We start from the raw sequence: 17,810 nt of genomic DNA, 5'->3' as shown, positions 1-17,810 counted from the left end.
AGAAGTAACCGATGCGTAAATTATTGGGATTGATTGGACTGGGGGCGATCGCTATTGGAGTGATTGCCAGATTGTCATTTGCAACTTCGGCAAAAGCTAATTTAGAAATTTGTAACCAAAGTAACCACGGTATGGTCCATGTTGCTGTTGTCTACCCTTCTAAAAAGACTCACTGGAAGAGTGTAGGCTGGCTCAGTTTGCAAGAGGGCGAGTGTAGCACGATGCTAGAAGGCAACCTGGCAAACCGCTACTATTACTACTTCGCCAAAACAGACAATGCCTACTTTTGGAGAGGCGAACACAAATTCTGTGTATCGAATTTAGAATTTGCCTTTGCCGATGCAGATAAACAATGCAAAGGCTCCAACTCGCGTTGGGAAAACTTCCGCGAACTCGATACTGGCAGAGATTCTATTAACTTCAGGCTAAACCTGGAATAGCAATGGTATGGCAGACCCTCAATAAAGGGATGCGCAACTAATTTCCCATCATCCATCCCTCTCGTTCCAAGGCTTTGCCTTGGAATGGCAACCCTGGAGGCTCTGCCTCTAGCGCTGATAGAGGCAGAGCCTCTCAGTCAGTGTTCCCAGGCTGAGCCTGGAGAACAAGGTAAGGAGGGGTTTCTGTTTTAAGTCAGTGCCATTGATCTATAGTCCTACGGGCTGGAGAAAGAGCCTCTTGGATCCACGGGACGAGCGATTAAAATCCCGATTCGATGCTCGACCTGATTGATGTAACGCTGAAGGTCGAGAGAAATTCTGACTCCACGGTTGGGGGCAGCATGGATCAATCCGATACTGCCGTCGGCATTGCGGTAAACCAGCCCGGTATGGGTTACGTCTAAACCTGGGATATCGGTGGCGATCGCCACAATATCCCCTGGTTGCAGTTGGGCATAATGCTGGCGGATTTTTCCCGGAGGAATGTAGTTAATGATGAAGGGGTTGAGGGTTGCTTCCATCTGTTGGATACAACGGTAAGTCTTCTCGTCATCAGCTAGTCGAGAATAGCTATGACGGTGGGAACTCATAAAATTCAACACTTTGGAAAAGGAAATTCCACCCATCTGCTGGGCAAGGTTGAACACATTTCCCCGTTTTTGATTATCGGTAATCCAGTCTGAGAAGTAGTGCAGGCGGCTACAGTAACCGTTTAACTTGCCATCCCGGTAGCGCTGGTTTTGCAATTGGTTTGTAAAAGACTCGTAAGAATAGTCCTGTAGGGCAACCCCGCGCGCGATTGCCAGAACCGTTTCTACAAACAAAACACAGTCGAACTGAGTCAGCGAGACTACCAGGCTTTCCTCAGAGGATTGATCCAGCAGATTAGGCTGGTAGGGACTGCCTAAGAAACGCTTTGAGATCGCCTGTACGATTTCTCCCATTGGGCGATCGTGCAGCGATCTCGCCCCCGCATCCTGCATAATCCGCTTAAATTGAATCGCATTGGCACCCATCACAGGGGTGGTTTCCAGCGATAAGGCAGTTTTAGCTGGGGGGGACCAGAGGGAAAAGTCTACAGGCTTCCGTTGCGTGGCTAGACTCTGACCAGTCAGAGATCCCCTGGTGAACTGAGAGGACTGGCTTAAAAGAAACTTTGGCTCCGTAGCACTCGCATGGCTAAAGCGGGCATTTCTCAGTGCCGCTTGCTCGGTGGAGTCTGAAACAAGAGCGGATTGCTCTGGAATGGAAGCATTAGGCGGCGGGCAGACCACAAAACCAGCCGTTGCCAATAGTCCCACAGTGAATTTCAGGATGTTTGCCATTACCAATCAGCGCGATCGCCCGCCGCAAATTCTGTTGTAGACCATTCAAAACCAGTACAGTTTTAGGCTGCCCAAATCTAACATATGAAGATGATTTTTGATTTTGTTTTCTTGAATGCCAGTGCAGGTCGCAGACCCCCCGGCATTGCTGAATGTAGGTATGATTTAGCCCACCCTGCGGGAAGCAAGCTACATTCCCCACCCTTCTCCACAGCGAAAAGGGCGCTAGAAATCTTGTTCCCTCGCCCGTTTTGCTATCCATTACGCAGAAGTCAGCAGAGCCGTGACAGAGCTTAGATTTTGGCAGCTAGTTGCGTCCCTTCGAGTCAATGATGTAGCACTCCAAGCCCTCGCCACAGGGTTTTCAATCCTGGTTTTCCATCAGCACGCGCTAAAAAACATCCCGCTACTAGCCGGTTAGAGACTTGAGTGGGTGGTTTTAGCGAATCTCATGGGCAGTGGGTGGCGACATAACTGCCTCTGGATTTGATCGTTCCTGGTAAACCTGAACAATCCGGTCAACCACTTCGTCAATGGTCAGGTGGTCGCTCTGAATTTCGATCGCGTCTGACGCTTTTCTTAAGGGAGCCAGTGCACGGGTGCTGTCCTTACGATCGCGCTCGTAAATTGACTGCTCCAGTTCATCCAGGCTAATGTCGCCCTTGCCCTGGTTCTTTAAATCTTGCTGCCGACGACGGGCACGCTCCTGTACCGATGCCGTCAGGTAAATCTTGACTTCGGCATCCGGAAAAACATGGGTGCCAATGTCCCGCCCTTCAATGACAATGCCACCGTTTTTGCCATAGCGACGCTGCTGTTTCACCAACTCCTCTCGCACGGCAGGCTGGGCAGCGATCGCAGACACCTTTGAGGTTACTTCTAGACTGCGGATCTCCTGGGTCACGTCCTGACCATTGATGAGAATTTGAGCCATCGGGTGTGGGCTATCTACTTCCCTGCTCCCCTGCTCCCCTGCTCCTCTGCTCCCCTGCTCCCCTCTCTCCCCACCCCTCACTTCAATCTGGCACTGGCTAACTAATTCTGCGACAGCAGGCTCGTCATCAATCCCCACGCCAGATTGCAACACTAGCCAGGTGATAGCGCGGTACATCGCTCCCGTGTCGAGGTAGAGAAGGTTCAGGGCTATGGCAGCTTTACGAGCAACGGTAGATTTCCCGGCTCCAGCCGGTCCATCAATCGCTACGATGGGTTGGCGGTTGCAGAGCAAAATGTTATCAATCAGGCGGGTGGTGCCCAGGCGGGCAGCGATCGCTAACAGCCCTGAGTCTTCCACCGTTTCCAAAGGAGCCAGGGTAGTCGGGTGCACAAGTTCAATGTATTCTGGGGCGATCGTCGGCACCCTCTCCAATTGGGCTTTTACAGTGCCAATCAGGGCTACACTGGAACGCTCCCCGGAGCGAAATGCTTGTTCTGCTTGTTTTAGTCCCCGATACAGGGCGGTTGCTTGCTCTCTTTCGGCTTCTGATAAATATTGGTTACGGGAACTCATCGCTAATCCGCTTTCCTCTCTTACAGTGGTACAGGGAACAATCTCTACTGGCATATTCAAGTCTTCTACCATCCGTTGAATAATGACTAACTGCTGGGCATCTTTTTGCCCCAAATAGGATCGGTCGGGCTGCACTAAATTCAATAGCTTGGTCACAATCGTTGCCACCCCTTGAAAGTGATTGATCCGGCTACGACCGCAGAGGGTGGAGGTCATGGATTCAGGCGGAATAACCTGGGTCAGTGGACGAGGCGATGGAGAGTCATCCTGGCGCTTGCCCATTTCTACACCCATCTCGTCTGGATCTGGGACAAACATCACATCCACTCCTGCCTGTTCACACAGCCTCCTATCTTGTTCTAGCGATCGCGGGTAGCGCTGTAAGTCTTCACTGGGTCCAAACTGGAGAGGGTTTACAAAGATACTGACCACCACAATTTTGTTTTCCCGGCGTGCCCGTCGAATCAGGCTAAGATGCCCCGCATGGAGAGCGCCCATTGTGGGAACCAACCCCACTTCGGGAGCAGCGCCAATCGGAGATGCCGCATATTGCACAGACTCGTCCGCCAGGGAGTGACCTGGTCGGTGCAAGTCTAAATAGCATCGTAATCCGGCAATAGTAGTAAACAGGCGCACCGTAACCCCCAAAAGTAGCACCAAGCTCAGGCTCTGATAATTAATACCGCCGCCTGAAAAACTTTATCTTTAAGAGAGCCTACAGTCCATAGTCTAAATTCCAAATCCGATAGAGTGGCTGGGATTTACTGAAACCATAAGATTTACGTCAGGTTAAAATAACAGAGGTGATTTGACATGTTTAGAAGTATATGCAGGTAGTTTCGACCGTTGCCTCGGTTCCGGGTCAGTATTGGCAGTGGCGACAACAGCCAATTTATTACGTCAAGGCTGGAAAACAACATCTCCAACGCCCACCGTTGCTTTTGATTCATGGTTTTGGAGCATCGACGGATCACTGGCGTAAAAATGTCGCAGGGCTAAGTGAAGCATTTGAGGTTTGGGCGATCGATTTATTGGGGTTTGGGCGATCGGCAAAACCCGACTGGCAATATAGTGGCAACCTTTGGCGTGACCAGCTTCACGACTTTATTGAACAGGTGATTGGTCAACCTGCCGTGCTGGTTGGCAACTCGTTAGGGGGGTATGCCGCCCTATGTGTAGCGGCTCAACGCCCTCAGTCGGCAGCAGGTGTCGTTTTGGTCAATAGTGCTGGACCGTTTACCGATATCCAGGGGACGACCAAGCCTGACCCCATTCGGGAGGTGATGGGGAAGTTTGTACAAACTCTTTTTCGCCAAGATTGGGCAAGCTTTTTGCTATTTCAGTATATTCGGCAAAAGTCAGTCATTCGGCGTACTCTGGAACAGGTTTATCTAGATCAAAGTGCTGTGACTGAGCAACTGGTTGAAGATGTCTACCGCCCCTCCTGTGATCCGGGTGCTGCTCGCGTGTTTGCTTCTGTATTTCGCACTCCCCAGGGCGAAAAAGTAGATGTTTTACTGGGGCTGATGACGTGTCCTCTGCTAATGCTGTGGGGAGAGGCGGATCCCTGGATTAATGCCAGGGAGCGGGGAGCAAAGTTTCGCCGCTATCATCCCAAACTCACTGAGTATTATTTACGCGCCGGGCATTGCCCCCAGGATGAAATCCCAGACCAGGTGAATGATTTAATTCAGTCCTGGATCCTGGATGGGCTGTAGAAAATATCTCAGAAGTATCCGATGTCAGATGGTAGGTTGCTTGCCGCAGGCTATGGAGCGATCGCGTAGTGATTGCGTGAGCGTTCCCGCAGGGTAGTATCTCGGTGTAGGGTGTTAGTGATACCTGACTCCATCCAGGCAAATTGCAATGTTCTGGTACTTTTCTGGTATCCTGTCAATTCTGAAGCCTGAGCAATTTGACAGGGCACAGCATCAAATCACAAGGCATCAATTCATAATGGGAGAGCGGTCATGGTAATTAGCCTTATGCAGGATATGACCAGTTGGTTCGTGGGTATGGCTCACTGGACAGATGCGTTACAGATGATCCACTGGCATCTACCGCTGGATTTGGCGGTTTTAGATAAACCACTGCACGTTGATCTGGCAGGGGATGTTCAGCGGGCTTTCAATAACTTTGTAAAAACAGGTCAGGTCTGGGCATTTTTGATTGGAATTATTCTGGGCTATCTGTTTAGAAGCTTTACCAGCTTCGGTTAAATAGCTTCGGCTAAATATAGAGTGACGATTGACCGTTGTAGATTGAGTTCTTTTAGATTGCGTTTGCTCTACTGCGGGTTAAAGGCTGGTCAGTAGCCCATAGTCAGTAGTTCGTTACTACAGACGATAGGGTTCTTTTTAAAATTTTATTTTGTTTCTATTTACATTTAGCCTCTGTAGGGTGCAGCTTACGGGCAAAGCCGCCACTGTTAAAGGCTGATTTTCCCTGAAAAGGGAATTCAGGCCATTGAAACATTGGTTTACAATCATTTTTTTAAGCGCTAAATTGCACTCTCTTACTCAAAATTAAGCTGCTGAGAATATCTAAAATTTAGCAAGTTAAACCTCACCAACTTAGAAACCCGTAGTTTTTCCCTGGAAAAATCTCCAGTTTTCAACCTGGATGAGGTTTGAAAGTTGACCTGTTGACCTCTGATTTACGTCGTGAAGGTGTTCCTTGATTCAAGATTCTTCTCAACCATCTACCTGGAGTCAGCGGTTTGAGTCAGCGCTCCATCCTGCGATCGCCCGTTTCAATGCCAGCATTGGCTTTGACATTCACTTGATTGAGTATGACCTGACAGGCTCCCAAGCCCATGCCCAAATGTTGGCGCACACAGGCATCATTTCCGCTGAAGAAGGCGAACAACTGGTTAATGGCTTGGAGCAAATTCGGAAAGAGTACCGCCAGGGCTTTTTTAATCCTGGCGTTGAAGCGGAAGATGTCCATTTTGCCGTCGAGCGACGACTGACGGAGTTGATTGGAGACGTGGGCAAGAAACTGCACACGGCGCGATCGCGCAACGACCAGGTAGGCACAGACACCCGCCTTTATCTGCGGGACCAGATTCAGCAAATCCGTGCTCAGGTGCGTCAGTTTCAGGCGGTTTTGGTCAATCTGGCTGAGCAAAATGTGGAAACTTTGATTCCCGGTTATACCCACTTGCAGCGGGCGCAACCTCTCAGCCTTGCCCATCATCTGTTGGCTTACTTTGAGATGAGTCAGCGGGATTGGGAGCGATTGGGCGAAATCTATCAACGGGTCAATTTTTCCCCCCTGGGATCGGGAGCCTTAGCTGGAACAACGTTCCCCATTGACCGCCACTACACCGCTGAGTTGCTAAACTTTGGTGGGGTTTACGCCAATAGCCTGGATGGGGTGAGCGATCGCGACTTTGCGATCGAATTTCTCTGTGCCGCCAGTCTAATTATGGTTCACCTGAGCCGGTTATCCGAAGAGGTGATTCTGTGGGCATCGGAGGAGTTTGGCTTTGTCACCCTGAAGGATAGCTGTTCGACTGGCTCCAGCATCATGCCGCAGAAGAAAAACCCCGATGTGCCCGAACTGGTCCGTGGCAAGACCGGCCGGGTCTTTGGGCATCTCCAGGGGATGCTGGTACTGATGAAAGGGTTGCCCCTGGCTTATAACAAAGATTTGCAGGAGGACAAAGAAGCCCTGTTTGATGCAGTGCTAACCGTTCAAACTTGCCTGGAAGCGATGACCATTCTGCTACAGGAAGGCATGGTATTTCGGACCGCACGCTTACAGGAAGCGGTTAACGAAGACTTTTCAAATGCGACGGATGTTGCCGACTATCTAGCCGCTAAGGGAGTGCCATTCCGAGAGGCTTATAACCTGGTGGGTAAGGTGGTGAAAACGTCCCTGGCACAGGGCAAGCTACTGAAAGACCTGGGTTTGGATGAATGGAAGGAATTGCATCCCGCCTTTGAAGCGGATATTTATGAGGCGATCGCCCCTGCTCAGGTCGTTGCTGCCCGTAACAGCTATGGTGGGACAGGGTTTGAGCAGGTGAAGCAAGCAGTGCAGGCAGCTAAAGCCAGAATGGGTTAGGGAAAATTGGTGCCCCTCAGTCTAATGGGTACGGAGTCGCTCACCCTTATGGGTGCTCTTTAAAGGATTAAGCGATCCGTTTGCGGAGTAGTTTCACGGAGCGTGGTAGCTAGTAGGGCAAACCAAACGCAGAGTTTTCTCTGCTATGCCCTAAGCCCCAGGGCTATCATCACCTGAGAGTTCTACTATGAAAATCAAGCTCCCCTTGTTATCGCTTCTGGCTGCAACTGCCCTTGCAACCGGTGTTTCTCTCCCCGCTGTGGCTCAGTCTGCTGTGCTATCTGGTTCCCATTCCGGTAGCCGGATTAATGTTCGCTCCCAACCAAGAATTAACGCTTCTTCTCCCCATTACGGTCTGGTAGGCGATCGCATCCAAATCATTAAAGATGCCCAGAGTTACGATGGGTACACCTGGTATTACGTTCGCTTCCCCTCCGGTGCTGAGGGCTGGATTCGTGGAGATTACGTCACTGTTCCAGTTAGCTACCCCGGTAGACCCGGAAATCCCAGCTACCCTGGTAGACCTGGCAATCCTGGCTATGGCAGGGAAACAACTGTGGCTTCCTTTGAAACCAACAACTACTCAGTTAAGGTATTCAAACAAAGAGGCAGACTGCTCATGAACGTTTACAATCGGCGGACGCGCACCCAAGAGTTAAATTGGGCATCTGCTGAAGCCGTCACTTCTGCCAGAGGAACCAGCTACTATAGCGGCACCCGGAATCATGGGTATAACGTGTTTCGTACCGCGAACGGTCGTTACCTGTTGGAAGTGCGTCACTACGGTCGCCTAATTGCTCGCGAAAGCGGCTCCTACCTGTGGTAAAAATTGAGGTTGCTTCAGGGTGTTTCGGCATCATAAGCGATCGCCCTGAAGCATCGTCTCGTTCCTTGTATAAATTGGTGGGATTAGAGTTCTTGCCTATGCTCCAGAGTTAGGGGATTTAACGATTATCTCTCCCAAAGTTGATTCAATAATGAAGTACCTGATCCAGCAATTTCTTAGGAGATGACTGCATAGAAACAAGTAGATGTACCGTGCACCCAATAGACATTCGCTCACCACCGTAATAAGTCTGAAAATATGCGGAAAGATTCTGACTATTCGGCTTGAGCGGTTTATTATATAGAAATAATCTACATAAGCAGTAAAACCAGGGTGTTATGCCGAATTATTCTGCCTATTCACCTTTTATGGAATCTTAGACGGAAAGTGTCAGTCTATTAATAGTTAGACTGCAAAAACGTTGGGGAGCAAGAAGCTTTAAGAACAATCAACTTAAGTGCGTCCGCATTTCCAAGATGTACTTAAACCTAACTAAGAAGTAATTGAGCTAAACTATAAATAGTGCTAAATAGTCGTGCTTATTGGGTCGAAGCACTGTCCCTAGTATTAGATCACCACAAGCATCTGTAAGCCAATCAACTTAGCTCCTGACTAATCATGTCTAGTTTCCTCGATATTGTTAGCGGTTATGCTTTTTCTGGTGTCCCTAGTAATGCTGTTTATGATCTGATAAAGAGAACGTGGCAAACTATCACTCATAAAACCTGGGAAGAGCTTTATATTAGTGCTTTTCAAGCTGCCCTTGAAGAATCGCGTCCGTACTTGGTTAGATACGCGATAGATAATGGTGTGATTGAAATTGAGCAAGCAGAACTTCAACAAATTCTGCATCGAGATCTAGGTATTGGCACTACAACCTTTAGTGAAATCAGTAGTGATGAGTTTGTCTCAACACTTGCTCAGGCAATGACAGATCGATCTGTGTTAATCATCGGTGGGCATCTATTAAGTAATCAAGATTATGCTCACCTAATCCGCAACCTGATTGAGCAAGTCAAAGTTCGTTTCAAGCAATCTGTCCTCTCTGATTCCACGATTCTTAATCGTGTGCTTCTAGAGGAAAGCTTGAAGAATCAAAATCTAGCTGAAGAAACTTATGCCTACTTAGCAAACCAATTTGGTCTGGTTTTATCTAAATTAGAAGCAATAGAAGCGAAGGTAGACCAACTTGTAGAGGAGAGAACAGTCCCCACTACACAACTTGCGAAGGAAATTTCTACTCAGGTTTCTGCCGATACCTTTGGTGCTCTAACACTTGAATATCAAGCTGAACTGGACTACGCCAAAGAACTGATCAATAAATATCAGCCCAAGCAATCTCTGGATTATTTGGAGTCTTTAAGGCTCCGCATTGAGCATCAATCTCAACCGATCGTCAAATTTAGATTATTGGCAAACATGGGCGCCGCAAGGCTCAGCATGAACCAACCAATAGAAGCTGCAAAGCTTTTTATCCAAGCCTATAGCTTGAACAGCAGTGATGAGAATGCCCGCTATTATGCAGCTTTAGGTTACGCACTCTTAGAACAGTATGACAAGGCAAAGAAATTAGTTCATCAAATTTTAGAGAGTAACCCCACTCACGAGAAGGCTTACACGGTACTTGTTCAAATCTATCCTGGCGAGAATTTAGATACATTGATTGAGAAGATTCCAGTTTTTTGTAGAAACTCTTCTAGTATTGCTTATTCATTAAGTCATATTGCTAGACAGCAACTTGACTTTGAACAAGCAGAATACTGGCTTCGAGTTGCTCTGGAAGAAGATTCAGATAGCTTTGAAACACAAGCTGCATACGGAACTCTTTTGCTGCAATTAGTCGATGCAGACCCCTGGTTAATTCAAAGCCGTCAGCTTAATGAGGAGGATCAGAAGAAGCTGCAAAAAGCTGACCAGTTTTTAACAGATGCCTGGGAGAAGATTGCTAATACTGAGCTTCATGATTTTCGACCTGATATTATTGTGAATCGCAGTACAGCAAGAAGATTTTTGAATCGGTTAGAAGAAGCTATTCAAGATGCTGATATAGCGATAAAAATCGATCCTGATAATCCTGGTTTTGTAAGGATTAGGGCAGCACTAGCTTATGAAAACGGCGATAGCAAGAAAGCAGTCGAGCTACTTGAAAGGATTGTTAAATCAGAAGATATACCTGAAGCTCCTATATCATTGGCTGATATTTTAAGAGAGACGGGAGATTATGATCGAGCAATTGAAACCGCCAAACACTTTCTCGAACACAACTCTGATTCTCCTCTCTCAGATGCGGCTCGCAGAATAATGGTGCGATCCTATGTAGAATCTAAAAATGCTGAAAGATTGATCGAGATTTTCAACTTGATTCAAGAGAAGGAATCCAAAAGCCTCACTGATTTAATCAATGCTGCAACAATTGCAGCTTTTTTGGATGAAAAGCCTGTTGCTGTAAAACTTTTGCACGAAGCAAAGAATCAAATTGATTCTACTACTCTACAAATACAAATTTTAGAGATAGCAGATGGATTTTATTCACTCTCTGAATTCAGAGATGCTGCACAACTCTATGAAGTCATAGTTGATTTCACTCTTGACACTCCTTATACTCGTACTCTAATTAAAGCTTACTACTATTCAGGTCAACATCGTAAAGCCCTTAATTTATGTCAGGTTTTTCGTCAAAGTCATGGCATTTCTATATTTCTCTGTGAAATTGAATCATCAATACAGGAGAACATTGATAACTTAGTTGAGGCTAAGCGCATATGTCAAGAATGCCTTGCCAAATTTCCTGGCACTTTATTAATTGAACTTCGCCTAGCACTGATTAATTATCGACTTGAACAATTTGATGAGCTAGATAAGTTTTTAGCGTCACCAGTTGACATAACGGAATTGCCATTTGAATTAGCAGTTCAGCTTATTGGCTTATATGGTGCTAGGGGTCTTACTTATAATTTTTTTGAGTCACTGTATAGAATTAGAAAAAAATTCTACGACAAGAATATTGCACATATTAAATACGTGACCAGCTTTTTTGAAAGAGAGAAGACTAGTAATAGTTTTCTTGTTTGCCATCGTGTTTGCGTTGATTCAGCAGTTTATTTAAAGGATGACTCAGGACAGGTTTCCTGTTTTATTATTGAGGATAAGAAGAATGCAGACTTTAGACATCATGAAATTAGTCTAGAAGATCCTCGATCTCAAAAGCTCCTTGATAAAGCTGTAGGAGATGAAGTTGTCTTTAAAGATGATTTTATCTCTAAGGATATTAGAAAAGTAGTAGAAATCACAAGTAAATATGTTTATGCTCTTCGAGAAAGCTTGGATTTACTAGATAAGCAATTTTCAGAAAATCCTGGATTTTGGACACTTAAAGTAGATTTATCGGAATGTACTAACGGACTTCCTAAAAACCTAAAATCAGTCCTAGACAAGAGTAACGAGCCAATTCGAGAGGCAGAAGAGTTATATAGGACAGGTCATATTCCAATTGGAACGTTTGCCCAACTAACTAGTAAAGACATTCCTTCAACTTGGGGGCACCTAATCAGTTCCCCGGATCTAGGAATATTTTGCTGTCAAGGCAATCAGGAAGAGCGAAGCCATGCTCTATCGTTGCTGACAACGAAACCTCTCAGATTAATTATTGATAGCATCTCACTCCTCACCCTACATGGTCTCGGTGCTGCTGATGCAGTAGTGAGACCATTTGGTCGGCTAGGCATTGCACAATCCACAATAGATGTGTTGCGAAATGCTATAGAAGACTACAAAGGTATGAAGTCTGATGGCACTGCTTTTCTCGGTACAGAAGGCGATCACTTTTTTCTACATGAAGTCACTGCTGATGAAGTTCAGCGCAGTCGTGAGTATTTTGAAGGAATCATTACTTGGATTAAAAATAATTGTGAAATTTTACCCTGCACAGCAGCGTTAGATATTGAGCAGACTGAAAGGCAAGAGCTTCAACGATTAATAGGTACTTCATTTGCTGATACATTGCTAATTGCTAGTGAAGCAGGAAACCTACTGTATTCCGATGATTGGGTGCTACGTCAAGTTGCTAAAGCCAAATTTGATTTAGATGGGGTTTGGACTCAAGTTGTTCTCTTACGCTGTCAAGAACTTACTGCTCTAGAGCAATCTGACTATAGTGAAATTGTGGTTAAGCTAGTTCGTTCTAACTACCGCTATACCAGCATTGATGGTCAAGCTCTTATTGCAGCAGCTAAACAAGCAGACTGGCTACCAAACGAACCATTTACCTCCCTCCTACTCCTTTTAGGGAACGCTCAACGTAAAGACTCTCTAATTCTGAATGAGCAAGCGGATAGAATTGCGCTGTCATCAGTGATTGGAGTTGCAGTTGACTTTTTGTATAGGTTGTGGGCGCAGGATATATCAGTACAACGTAAACATGCTTTAGGGATTAGTCTTCTAAATTCTTTAGTACGTGGTAGACACAATCTGAGTACTATTTTAAACGCCCTCGCTTTAGGAGTCAGACGGAAATCTCTTATTATTCTTCCATACGAGTCGGAAATACTCTTCTTAATACGTCAATGGAGAAATCATTATTTTGCATAGAAAAGCATAACTACAGTACTTGCTCAATAGCTAGATAGAATCTAGTAGGCACCTCGATTGTAGAAGTTTGCATTCTAACAACGCCCATGCACCCGACCGTTTGAGAGTTGTCAGTGAGATTAAAAAACTATTTGCGGCGGGTGATGGGCACCGTTAGACTGATGCCTGCGCAAAATTCCAACCCCTGAGAAGTTTGCACCCTTCTCTTGCAAATCTTTACAGAGGGTTAGGTGGACAGATTCCTAGCTTTATAGTACTCTTGTTCTGTATTGGAGGTCGGCATGTTTTAGCTGCTTGGACGCTCTAGGCGTTGCTTAGGCGGGCTTCTGTGCTGTCAGTTCAAAGGGAATTAGCCATCAAGCCAAATTATGTCTTTCAGGAGACGGTGATGGAATACATCGAAGGCTTTCTAGCCGCAGTACCTACAACAAACAAGGAAGTTTATATCCAGCATGCCCGTGAAGCTGCCGTAGTATTCAAAGAACATGGAGCAACTCGGTTAGTGGAATGCTGGGGAGATGATGTCCCATCTGGAGAGAAAACATCATTCCCGATGGCAGTACAGTGTAAAGATGATGAAACTGTTGTCTTCTCTTGGATATCATGGCCCTCACGAGAAGCGAGACACTCTGGTATGGAAAAAGTCATGAGGGATTCTCGCATGAATAATGAGAGTAACCCAATGCCTTTCGACGGAAGCCGCTTGATCTTCGGTGGTTTTCAAATGGTTGTAGATGAATAAAAGAGTTGAGTGGGCACAGTTTTCTACTTATCAGGCAACTGCGCTGTCAGCCTCACCAACTTTAGGCAAATTAATAATTATTGAGGAGAAATCTCATGGCAAATAATCCTGTAGCCTGGTTTGAAATCTATGTAGATGATTTAGCTAGGGCCAAGCAGTTTTATGAATCGGTGCTTAGTATAAATTTGGATTTACTGAGTGACCCTAATGATGCCAGTATCCAAATGTTGTCATTCCCGTCGGATATGGAGAAGTATGGTGCTGGCGGTGCCCTTGTCAAAATGGAAGGCTTTACAGCGGGTGGAAACAGTACTTTGATTTATTTTGCATGTGAAGATTGTGCAGTCGAAGAATCTAAAGTTGAAGCAGCAGGTGGTCGTATCCAAAAGCCTAAAATGTCTATTGGCGAATATGGCTTTATTTCTCTTGCTATAGATTCTGAAGGCAACATGTTTGGCTTGCACTCAATGAAATAGCTTGAAAGGCGAATTCAAGAAAATCATTTCGTGCTTGGTTAGAGCAGACGTTAGCCAGCACCATGCACCCAATTCCCTACGCCACTTCCCCGGTAGGCAATTTGCGCTGGCGAGAACCACAACCAGTTCAACCCTGGTCAGATGTGCGGATGGCGGATCAATTTGGGGTTCTACAGCTATCCATGTACCTCACTGGATTCAAAAACGCTATATTTTACTCCATCTGCTCTACCATTGCCCTTAGCCCCTGACTGGAGAGAGACTGCACCAGTTGATCGGCTTTGCCGCGATCGCCAAATGCCCCCGCTTGCAAAACCCGCCGCCCCCTGGAAGAGGTTGGAAAGGCATCGGGAACCAGCGATCGCACCTGTGCCTGTTGGTTGTCATCGTCGGCTTCCACAATGACCCGATAACGAACTCCTAATAGTCCTGACAGGTTGGGGGGTACGGGTGGACTGGAACCATCCCGTTGATTGGTAATGCCATAAACATTTACCCCAGAGCGGCGTCCAACATTGCCAATCGGGACATTGGGACCGGGTACTGGTAGCAGATTGGAACTGATCAGCGGAGTTTCCAGTACCGACCTGGAATTTACGGCAACCGTGGGTGGAATTGAACGCTGCTCTGGCGTTGGAACGGAAATGGGAACCGCTGAGGGAGGTTGTAGCGCAGGCTGAACAACCATAGCAGTCGGGGCAGGCGTTCTAGTCATTGATGCCAGAACTGCCGGAGCCGCAGACGCAGTTTCTGACGGGAAATTAGCCTGGGTCGAAGCCGGTTGAGAGAAGTTACGGTAGGGTGGCAGGGGTTTTGTAAACGTTAATGAACGAGGGGAGGCATCATTGCGGGAAGTGACGGTGGATTGTCCGGTTACGGGAGGGGGGGGTGAAACTGTTTGGGAAGGAGCGCTAGCAATAGCAGGGGGAGGGGAAGAATTGGCTGGAGTTGAGGGACGGATAGGGGTAGAAGCGGTGCTCCTTGTGGACAAGGCAGCAGGGGGAGTGACTCTGGAAGGCGATCGCGCCGCAACAGGTTTTCTCGTCTGGGTGGCTGCGGACTTAATCGGTGATGGAGCATCCGCTGTGGAGACAACAACATCACCTGAGGTTGGAAGCCGAGTGGCTACATTGACTCCACTTCCCCCCTGGGCACTGCTGCCATTTCCTCTGACTTCAGCAGGTCTTCTAACTTCAGAGCTAGAAACTCTCACAACCTGCATCTGACGAGGTTGGGAAGGAGAGACTTTGCCAGAGAGATCCGTAGGCACAGGAAAAGGAGTGGTGACCGATGCAGGCACCGTTGCCACGGGTTGCATTGGGGGAGGTTGACTGCCCAACCTGGGCACAGTAGCCGCCGCCGGAACCACAGCAGATGCAGGTGCAGGGGATGGGGGAACTGGAGCGGCGACTTGAGGCGGGCTGACTCTCACTGGGGGTGCAGTGGTCAGCTTTTGTCCGAAGGCGATCGGGTTGGATGCAGGAGCAGAGGCGGGCGATCGCGCCGCAGCATTGACAACGGGTGGAGTAGGACGGACTGCCACCGTAGGCATTGCGGCAGTTGTTTGAGGTGTTAGGGACTGAGTCGTTTGAGCAGGCAACTCAGGGCGATTCCCGGCAGCCACTAAACCGTCACCCTGAGCAACCGAAGCAACTGAAGTGACCTCACCCGTCAAATTAATTTGCCCGGTCGTTTTTACTAACTCATTCCCAAAGGCAAGCAATTCCTGGCTGGTTTTGGCATGGATATCAAATTGACCATTGTTGCGGATGAAATTACCGCCCGGTTCTGCTTTTGTCCCTAAGTTAGGTTGGGACTGGGCGATCGCCACCAGCCCATCCCGTTCGTTACCCTCAATCGAATTGTTCCGCAAAATGGGACGGGACTTTGCCTGTGCCACCACGCCATCTTTATTTTGGGTGATGCGGTTGCCAATTATCAATGGCATAGCATTCTGGTTGACGTTAATCGCAAACCCGTTTTTCTCAAAAATGTTTTCCCTCAGTTCCGGACGTGAGGTGCCATACACCGTAATCCCACTGGCTCCGTTTTGGTAAAAGTAGTTACCGCGAATCAAGGGCGCACTGTGACCCACCACTGAAATTCCATCATGCCCACTGGTGGCAAACGTATTGTCAGCCACGGTAGGACTGGCTGACTCAATCCATAGCCCATACCCTTGGGGATGGGGATTAACCACGGTGACACCATTCAGTGCTGACTGATTAGCAGCCACAATCGTAACGCTCTGACGGGCAGACGTTGGACTGAGGAAAAAACCACTGCCCTTAATCACAATTTCTAAACCCCGATTCTGGGAATTTCCCTGAACCGTAATTCCTGGCTTCAGTTGGAGGGGAAATTGCTCGCCCGTTTCCTCGCTATAGGTCCCTGCCATCAGTTGAATGGTGGTTCCCGCTGAGGCAACCTGCAATGCTTTGGTAATGCTCTTGAAGGGGGCGAGATCGCTGCCATCCGCCGTGTCGTCCGTGCCAAACGCTGCACTGACGATCAAAACCCTGTGGCTACTGGCACTGTGGAGTGAAGATGCCGCATCCGGAGCAGTCTGAGCAACTGATGGGTCAACCGCTAACGCAGAGAAGGTTAGGGTTGTAAATCCAAGGGCGATCGCAACAGGAACCCCCATCAACAATTGATGTTTCATTAACCACAGAGCCTTGGTTGTAGCGAGATTGGGTGAGGATGCGGAACTCAAAACTCTATCTCCTTACACGGCATGAATTCAACAGAGCCAATGCCCAAAAGCCCGGTAGCGATTGAGCTTAATTAATTACCGACAACTTAGGTGAATAATCTACTCGATTTTTTTAGAGATGAAGCAACTTTTTTTAGGGGTAAGGGGTGAGGCGTTGTTGGTTGTGGTGAAGAGTCAGGAATCCGTTAACTCTTCCCGCGTCCCCCCTACTCCCTGCTCCCTATTCCCTACTCCCCCCCAATTTCTGTCGCTAAAATAGCTGTGCAACAGACGTTTTTAAAATTCGTGACCATGACTCACTATCAGCAGGTACTCCGAATTTCTACAGCAGGTAAGTCTCTAAACCGATTTACCAATAAAGTTCAGGCAGTGGTTGCCGAGTCTGGGGTTAAAACTGGGCTTTGCACACTATTTTTGCGCCATACGTCTGCCAGTTTGCTGATTCAGGAAAACGCTGACCCTGATGTCCTGAAAGACCTGGAAAACTTTTTCGCTAAGCTCGTCCCGGAGTGGGAGAACTATATTCACAGTACAGAAGGTGCCGATGACATGCCTGCCCATATCCGCACTGCACTGACCAGCACCTCAGAGCAAATCCCGATCGCCAACGGTCGCTTAATGCTGGGCACATGGCAGGGAATTTATCTGTGGGAACATCGGCAACACGGGCATACTCGCGAAGTGGTGGTTCACATCATGGGCGATTGAATTGAAAAATTGAAAGGGTATGGGTAATGGGTGACTGTTTTTGTCATTTGTCATTCGTCCGGCGTTGCATAATGGGAATATGAAATCAGGGTGAAACCGATGCAATGTCCCGAATGTGGCTCAACTGACATCAGTAAGAACGGCAAGCAAAGAGGTAAACAAAATTACCTCTGCAAAACCTGTCGGCCGGCAAGTTATCGAAACCTATGATCCACCCTCTGGTTATTCTGATGAATTTAATCGCGAGTGTCTCAAAATGTATGTCAAGGGGATGGGGTTTCGTGGCCTTGAGCGAGTCACTCAGGTTCATCATACGACCGTGAATCCGTGGGTCAATAACATCCGTGAAGGGTAACACCACGACTATCACCCAGAACTACCGCCTTAAGACGATGAATAGGATCTAAGA

14 protein-coding genes and 1 pseudogene are annotated in these 17,810 nt (G+C 47.5%); 11 read left to right on the top strand and 4 right to left on the bottom strand.

Annotated elements, in window-relative coordinates; translation table 11 throughout:
* Positions 1-11: 11 nt before the first annotated feature.
* A complete protein-coding gene (locus AC1S52_RS31585) occupies positions 12-440 on the top strand; it encodes a DUF1036 domain-containing protein (protein ID WP_482033020.1) in 429 nt (142 codons plus the stop codon).
* A gap of 215 nt (positions 441-655) precedes the next feature.
* Here AC1S52_RS31585 and AC1S52_RS31580 read toward each other — a convergent pair whose 3' ends face one another.
* A complete protein-coding gene (locus tag AC1S52_RS31580; RefSeq protein WP_482033019.1) occupies positions 656-1,765 on the bottom strand; it encodes an N-acetylmuramoyl-L-alanine amidase-like domain-containing protein in 1,110 nt (369 codons plus the stop codon).
* A gap of 439 nt (positions 1,766-2,204) precedes the next feature.
* On the bottom strand, positions 2,205-3,932 hold the full coding sequence (locus AC1S52_RS31575) for a bifunctional pantoate--beta-alanine ligase/(d)CMP kinase (protein WP_482033152.1): 1,728 nt from the start codon (positions 3,930-3,932) through the stop codon (positions 2,205-2,207).
* A gap of 170 nt (positions 3,933-4,102) precedes the next feature.
* On the opposite strand from AC1S52_RS31575, the gene AC1S52_RS31570 reads away from it, so the two are divergent.
* Positions 4,103-4,993, top strand: coding sequence for an alpha/beta fold hydrolase (locus AC1S52_RS31570; RefSeq protein ID WP_482033018.1), 891 nt, complete (start codon positions 4,103-4,105; stop codon positions 4,991-4,993).
* 50 nt (positions 4,994-5,043) lie between these two features.
* Here AC1S52_RS31570 and AC1S52_RS31565 read toward each other — a convergent pair whose 3' ends face one another.
* Positions 5,044-5,202, bottom strand: coding sequence for a hypothetical protein (locus tag AC1S52_RS31565; RefSeq protein WP_482033017.1), 159 nt, complete (start codon positions 5,200-5,202; stop codon positions 5,044-5,046).
* 43 nt (positions 5,203-5,245) lie between these two features.
* Here AC1S52_RS31565 and AC1S52_RS31560 point away from each other — a divergent pair, with 43 nt between their 5' ends.
* The 7 genes from AC1S52_RS31560 to AC1S52_RS31530 all read left to right on the top strand — a co-directional run bounded on the left by AC1S52_RS31560 (position 5,246) and on the right by AC1S52_RS31530 (position 14,228).
* Positions 5,246-5,494: a hypothetical protein gene (locus tag AC1S52_RS31560; RefSeq protein WP_482033016.1), complete on the top strand. Its 249-nt coding sequence runs from the start codon at positions 5,246-5,248 to the stop codon at positions 5,492-5,494.
* A gap of 457 nt (positions 5,495-5,951) precedes the next feature.
* Positions 5,952-7,346: an argininosuccinate lyase gene (gene argH, locus AC1S52_RS31555; protein WP_482033015.1), complete on the top strand. Its 1,395-nt coding sequence runs from the start codon at positions 5,952-5,954 to the stop codon at positions 7,344-7,346.
* 187 nt (positions 7,347-7,533) lie between these two features.
* A complete protein-coding gene (locus tag AC1S52_RS31550; protein WP_482033014.1) occupies positions 7,534-8,172 on the top strand; it encodes an SH3 domain-containing protein in 639 nt (212 codons plus the stop codon).
* Positions 8,173-8,790: 618 nt separating this feature from the next.
* Complete coding sequence (locus AC1S52_RS31545) at positions 8,791-12,759, top strand: tetratricopeptide repeat protein (protein WP_482033013.1); 3,969 nt, start codon at positions 8,791-8,793, stop codon at positions 12,757-12,759.
* Between the two features lie 388 nt (positions 12,760-13,147).
* Positions 13,148-13,501, top strand: a complete 354-nt coding sequence (locus AC1S52_RS31540; RefSeq protein WP_482033012.1) for a DUF1428 domain-containing protein — start codon at positions 13,148-13,150, stop codon at positions 13,499-13,501.
* Positions 13,502-13,596: 95 nt separating this feature from the next.
* Entirely contained in the window at positions 13,597-13,977 is a 381-nt protein-coding gene (locus AC1S52_RS31535) for a VOC family protein (protein ID WP_482033011.1), read from the top strand.
* A gap of 62 nt (positions 13,978-14,039) precedes the next feature.
* Positions 14,040-14,228: a carboxylesterase family protein gene (locus AC1S52_RS31530; protein WP_482033010.1), complete on the top strand. Its 189-nt coding sequence runs from the start codon at positions 14,040-14,042 to the stop codon at positions 14,226-14,228.
* On the opposite strand, the gene AC1S52_RS31525 is transcribed toward AC1S52_RS31530, so the two are convergent.
* Positions 14,192-16,642, bottom strand: coding sequence for a DUF1565 domain-containing protein (locus tag AC1S52_RS31525; RefSeq protein WP_482033009.1), 2,451 nt, complete (start codon positions 16,640-16,642; stop codon positions 14,192-14,194). The genes AC1S52_RS31530 and AC1S52_RS31525 overlap by 37 nt on opposite strands.
* A gap of 342 nt (positions 16,643-16,984) precedes the next feature.
* Between AC1S52_RS31525 and AC1S52_RS31520 the strand changes: the two genes are divergently transcribed.
* Both AC1S52_RS31520 and AC1S52_RS31515 read left to right on the top strand, forming a co-directional pair.
* Positions 16,985-17,401: a secondary thiamine-phosphate synthase enzyme YjbQ gene (locus tag AC1S52_RS31520; protein WP_482033008.1), complete on the top strand. Its 417-nt coding sequence runs from the start codon at positions 16,985-16,987 to the stop codon at positions 17,399-17,401.
* Between the two features lie 99 nt (positions 17,402-17,500).
* A pseudogene (locus tag AC1S52_RS31515) lies at positions 17,501-17,750 on the top strand (IS1/IS1595 family N-terminal zinc-binding domain-containing protein); the annotation flags it as partial.
* Positions 17,751-17,810: the final 60 nt, after the last annotated feature.

The organism is Kovacikia sp. CALU 1929 (assembly GCF_056784235.1).
Note: the sequence above shows the minus strand (reverse complement) of the source record. Positions and strands in the feature narration are given on the sequence as shown.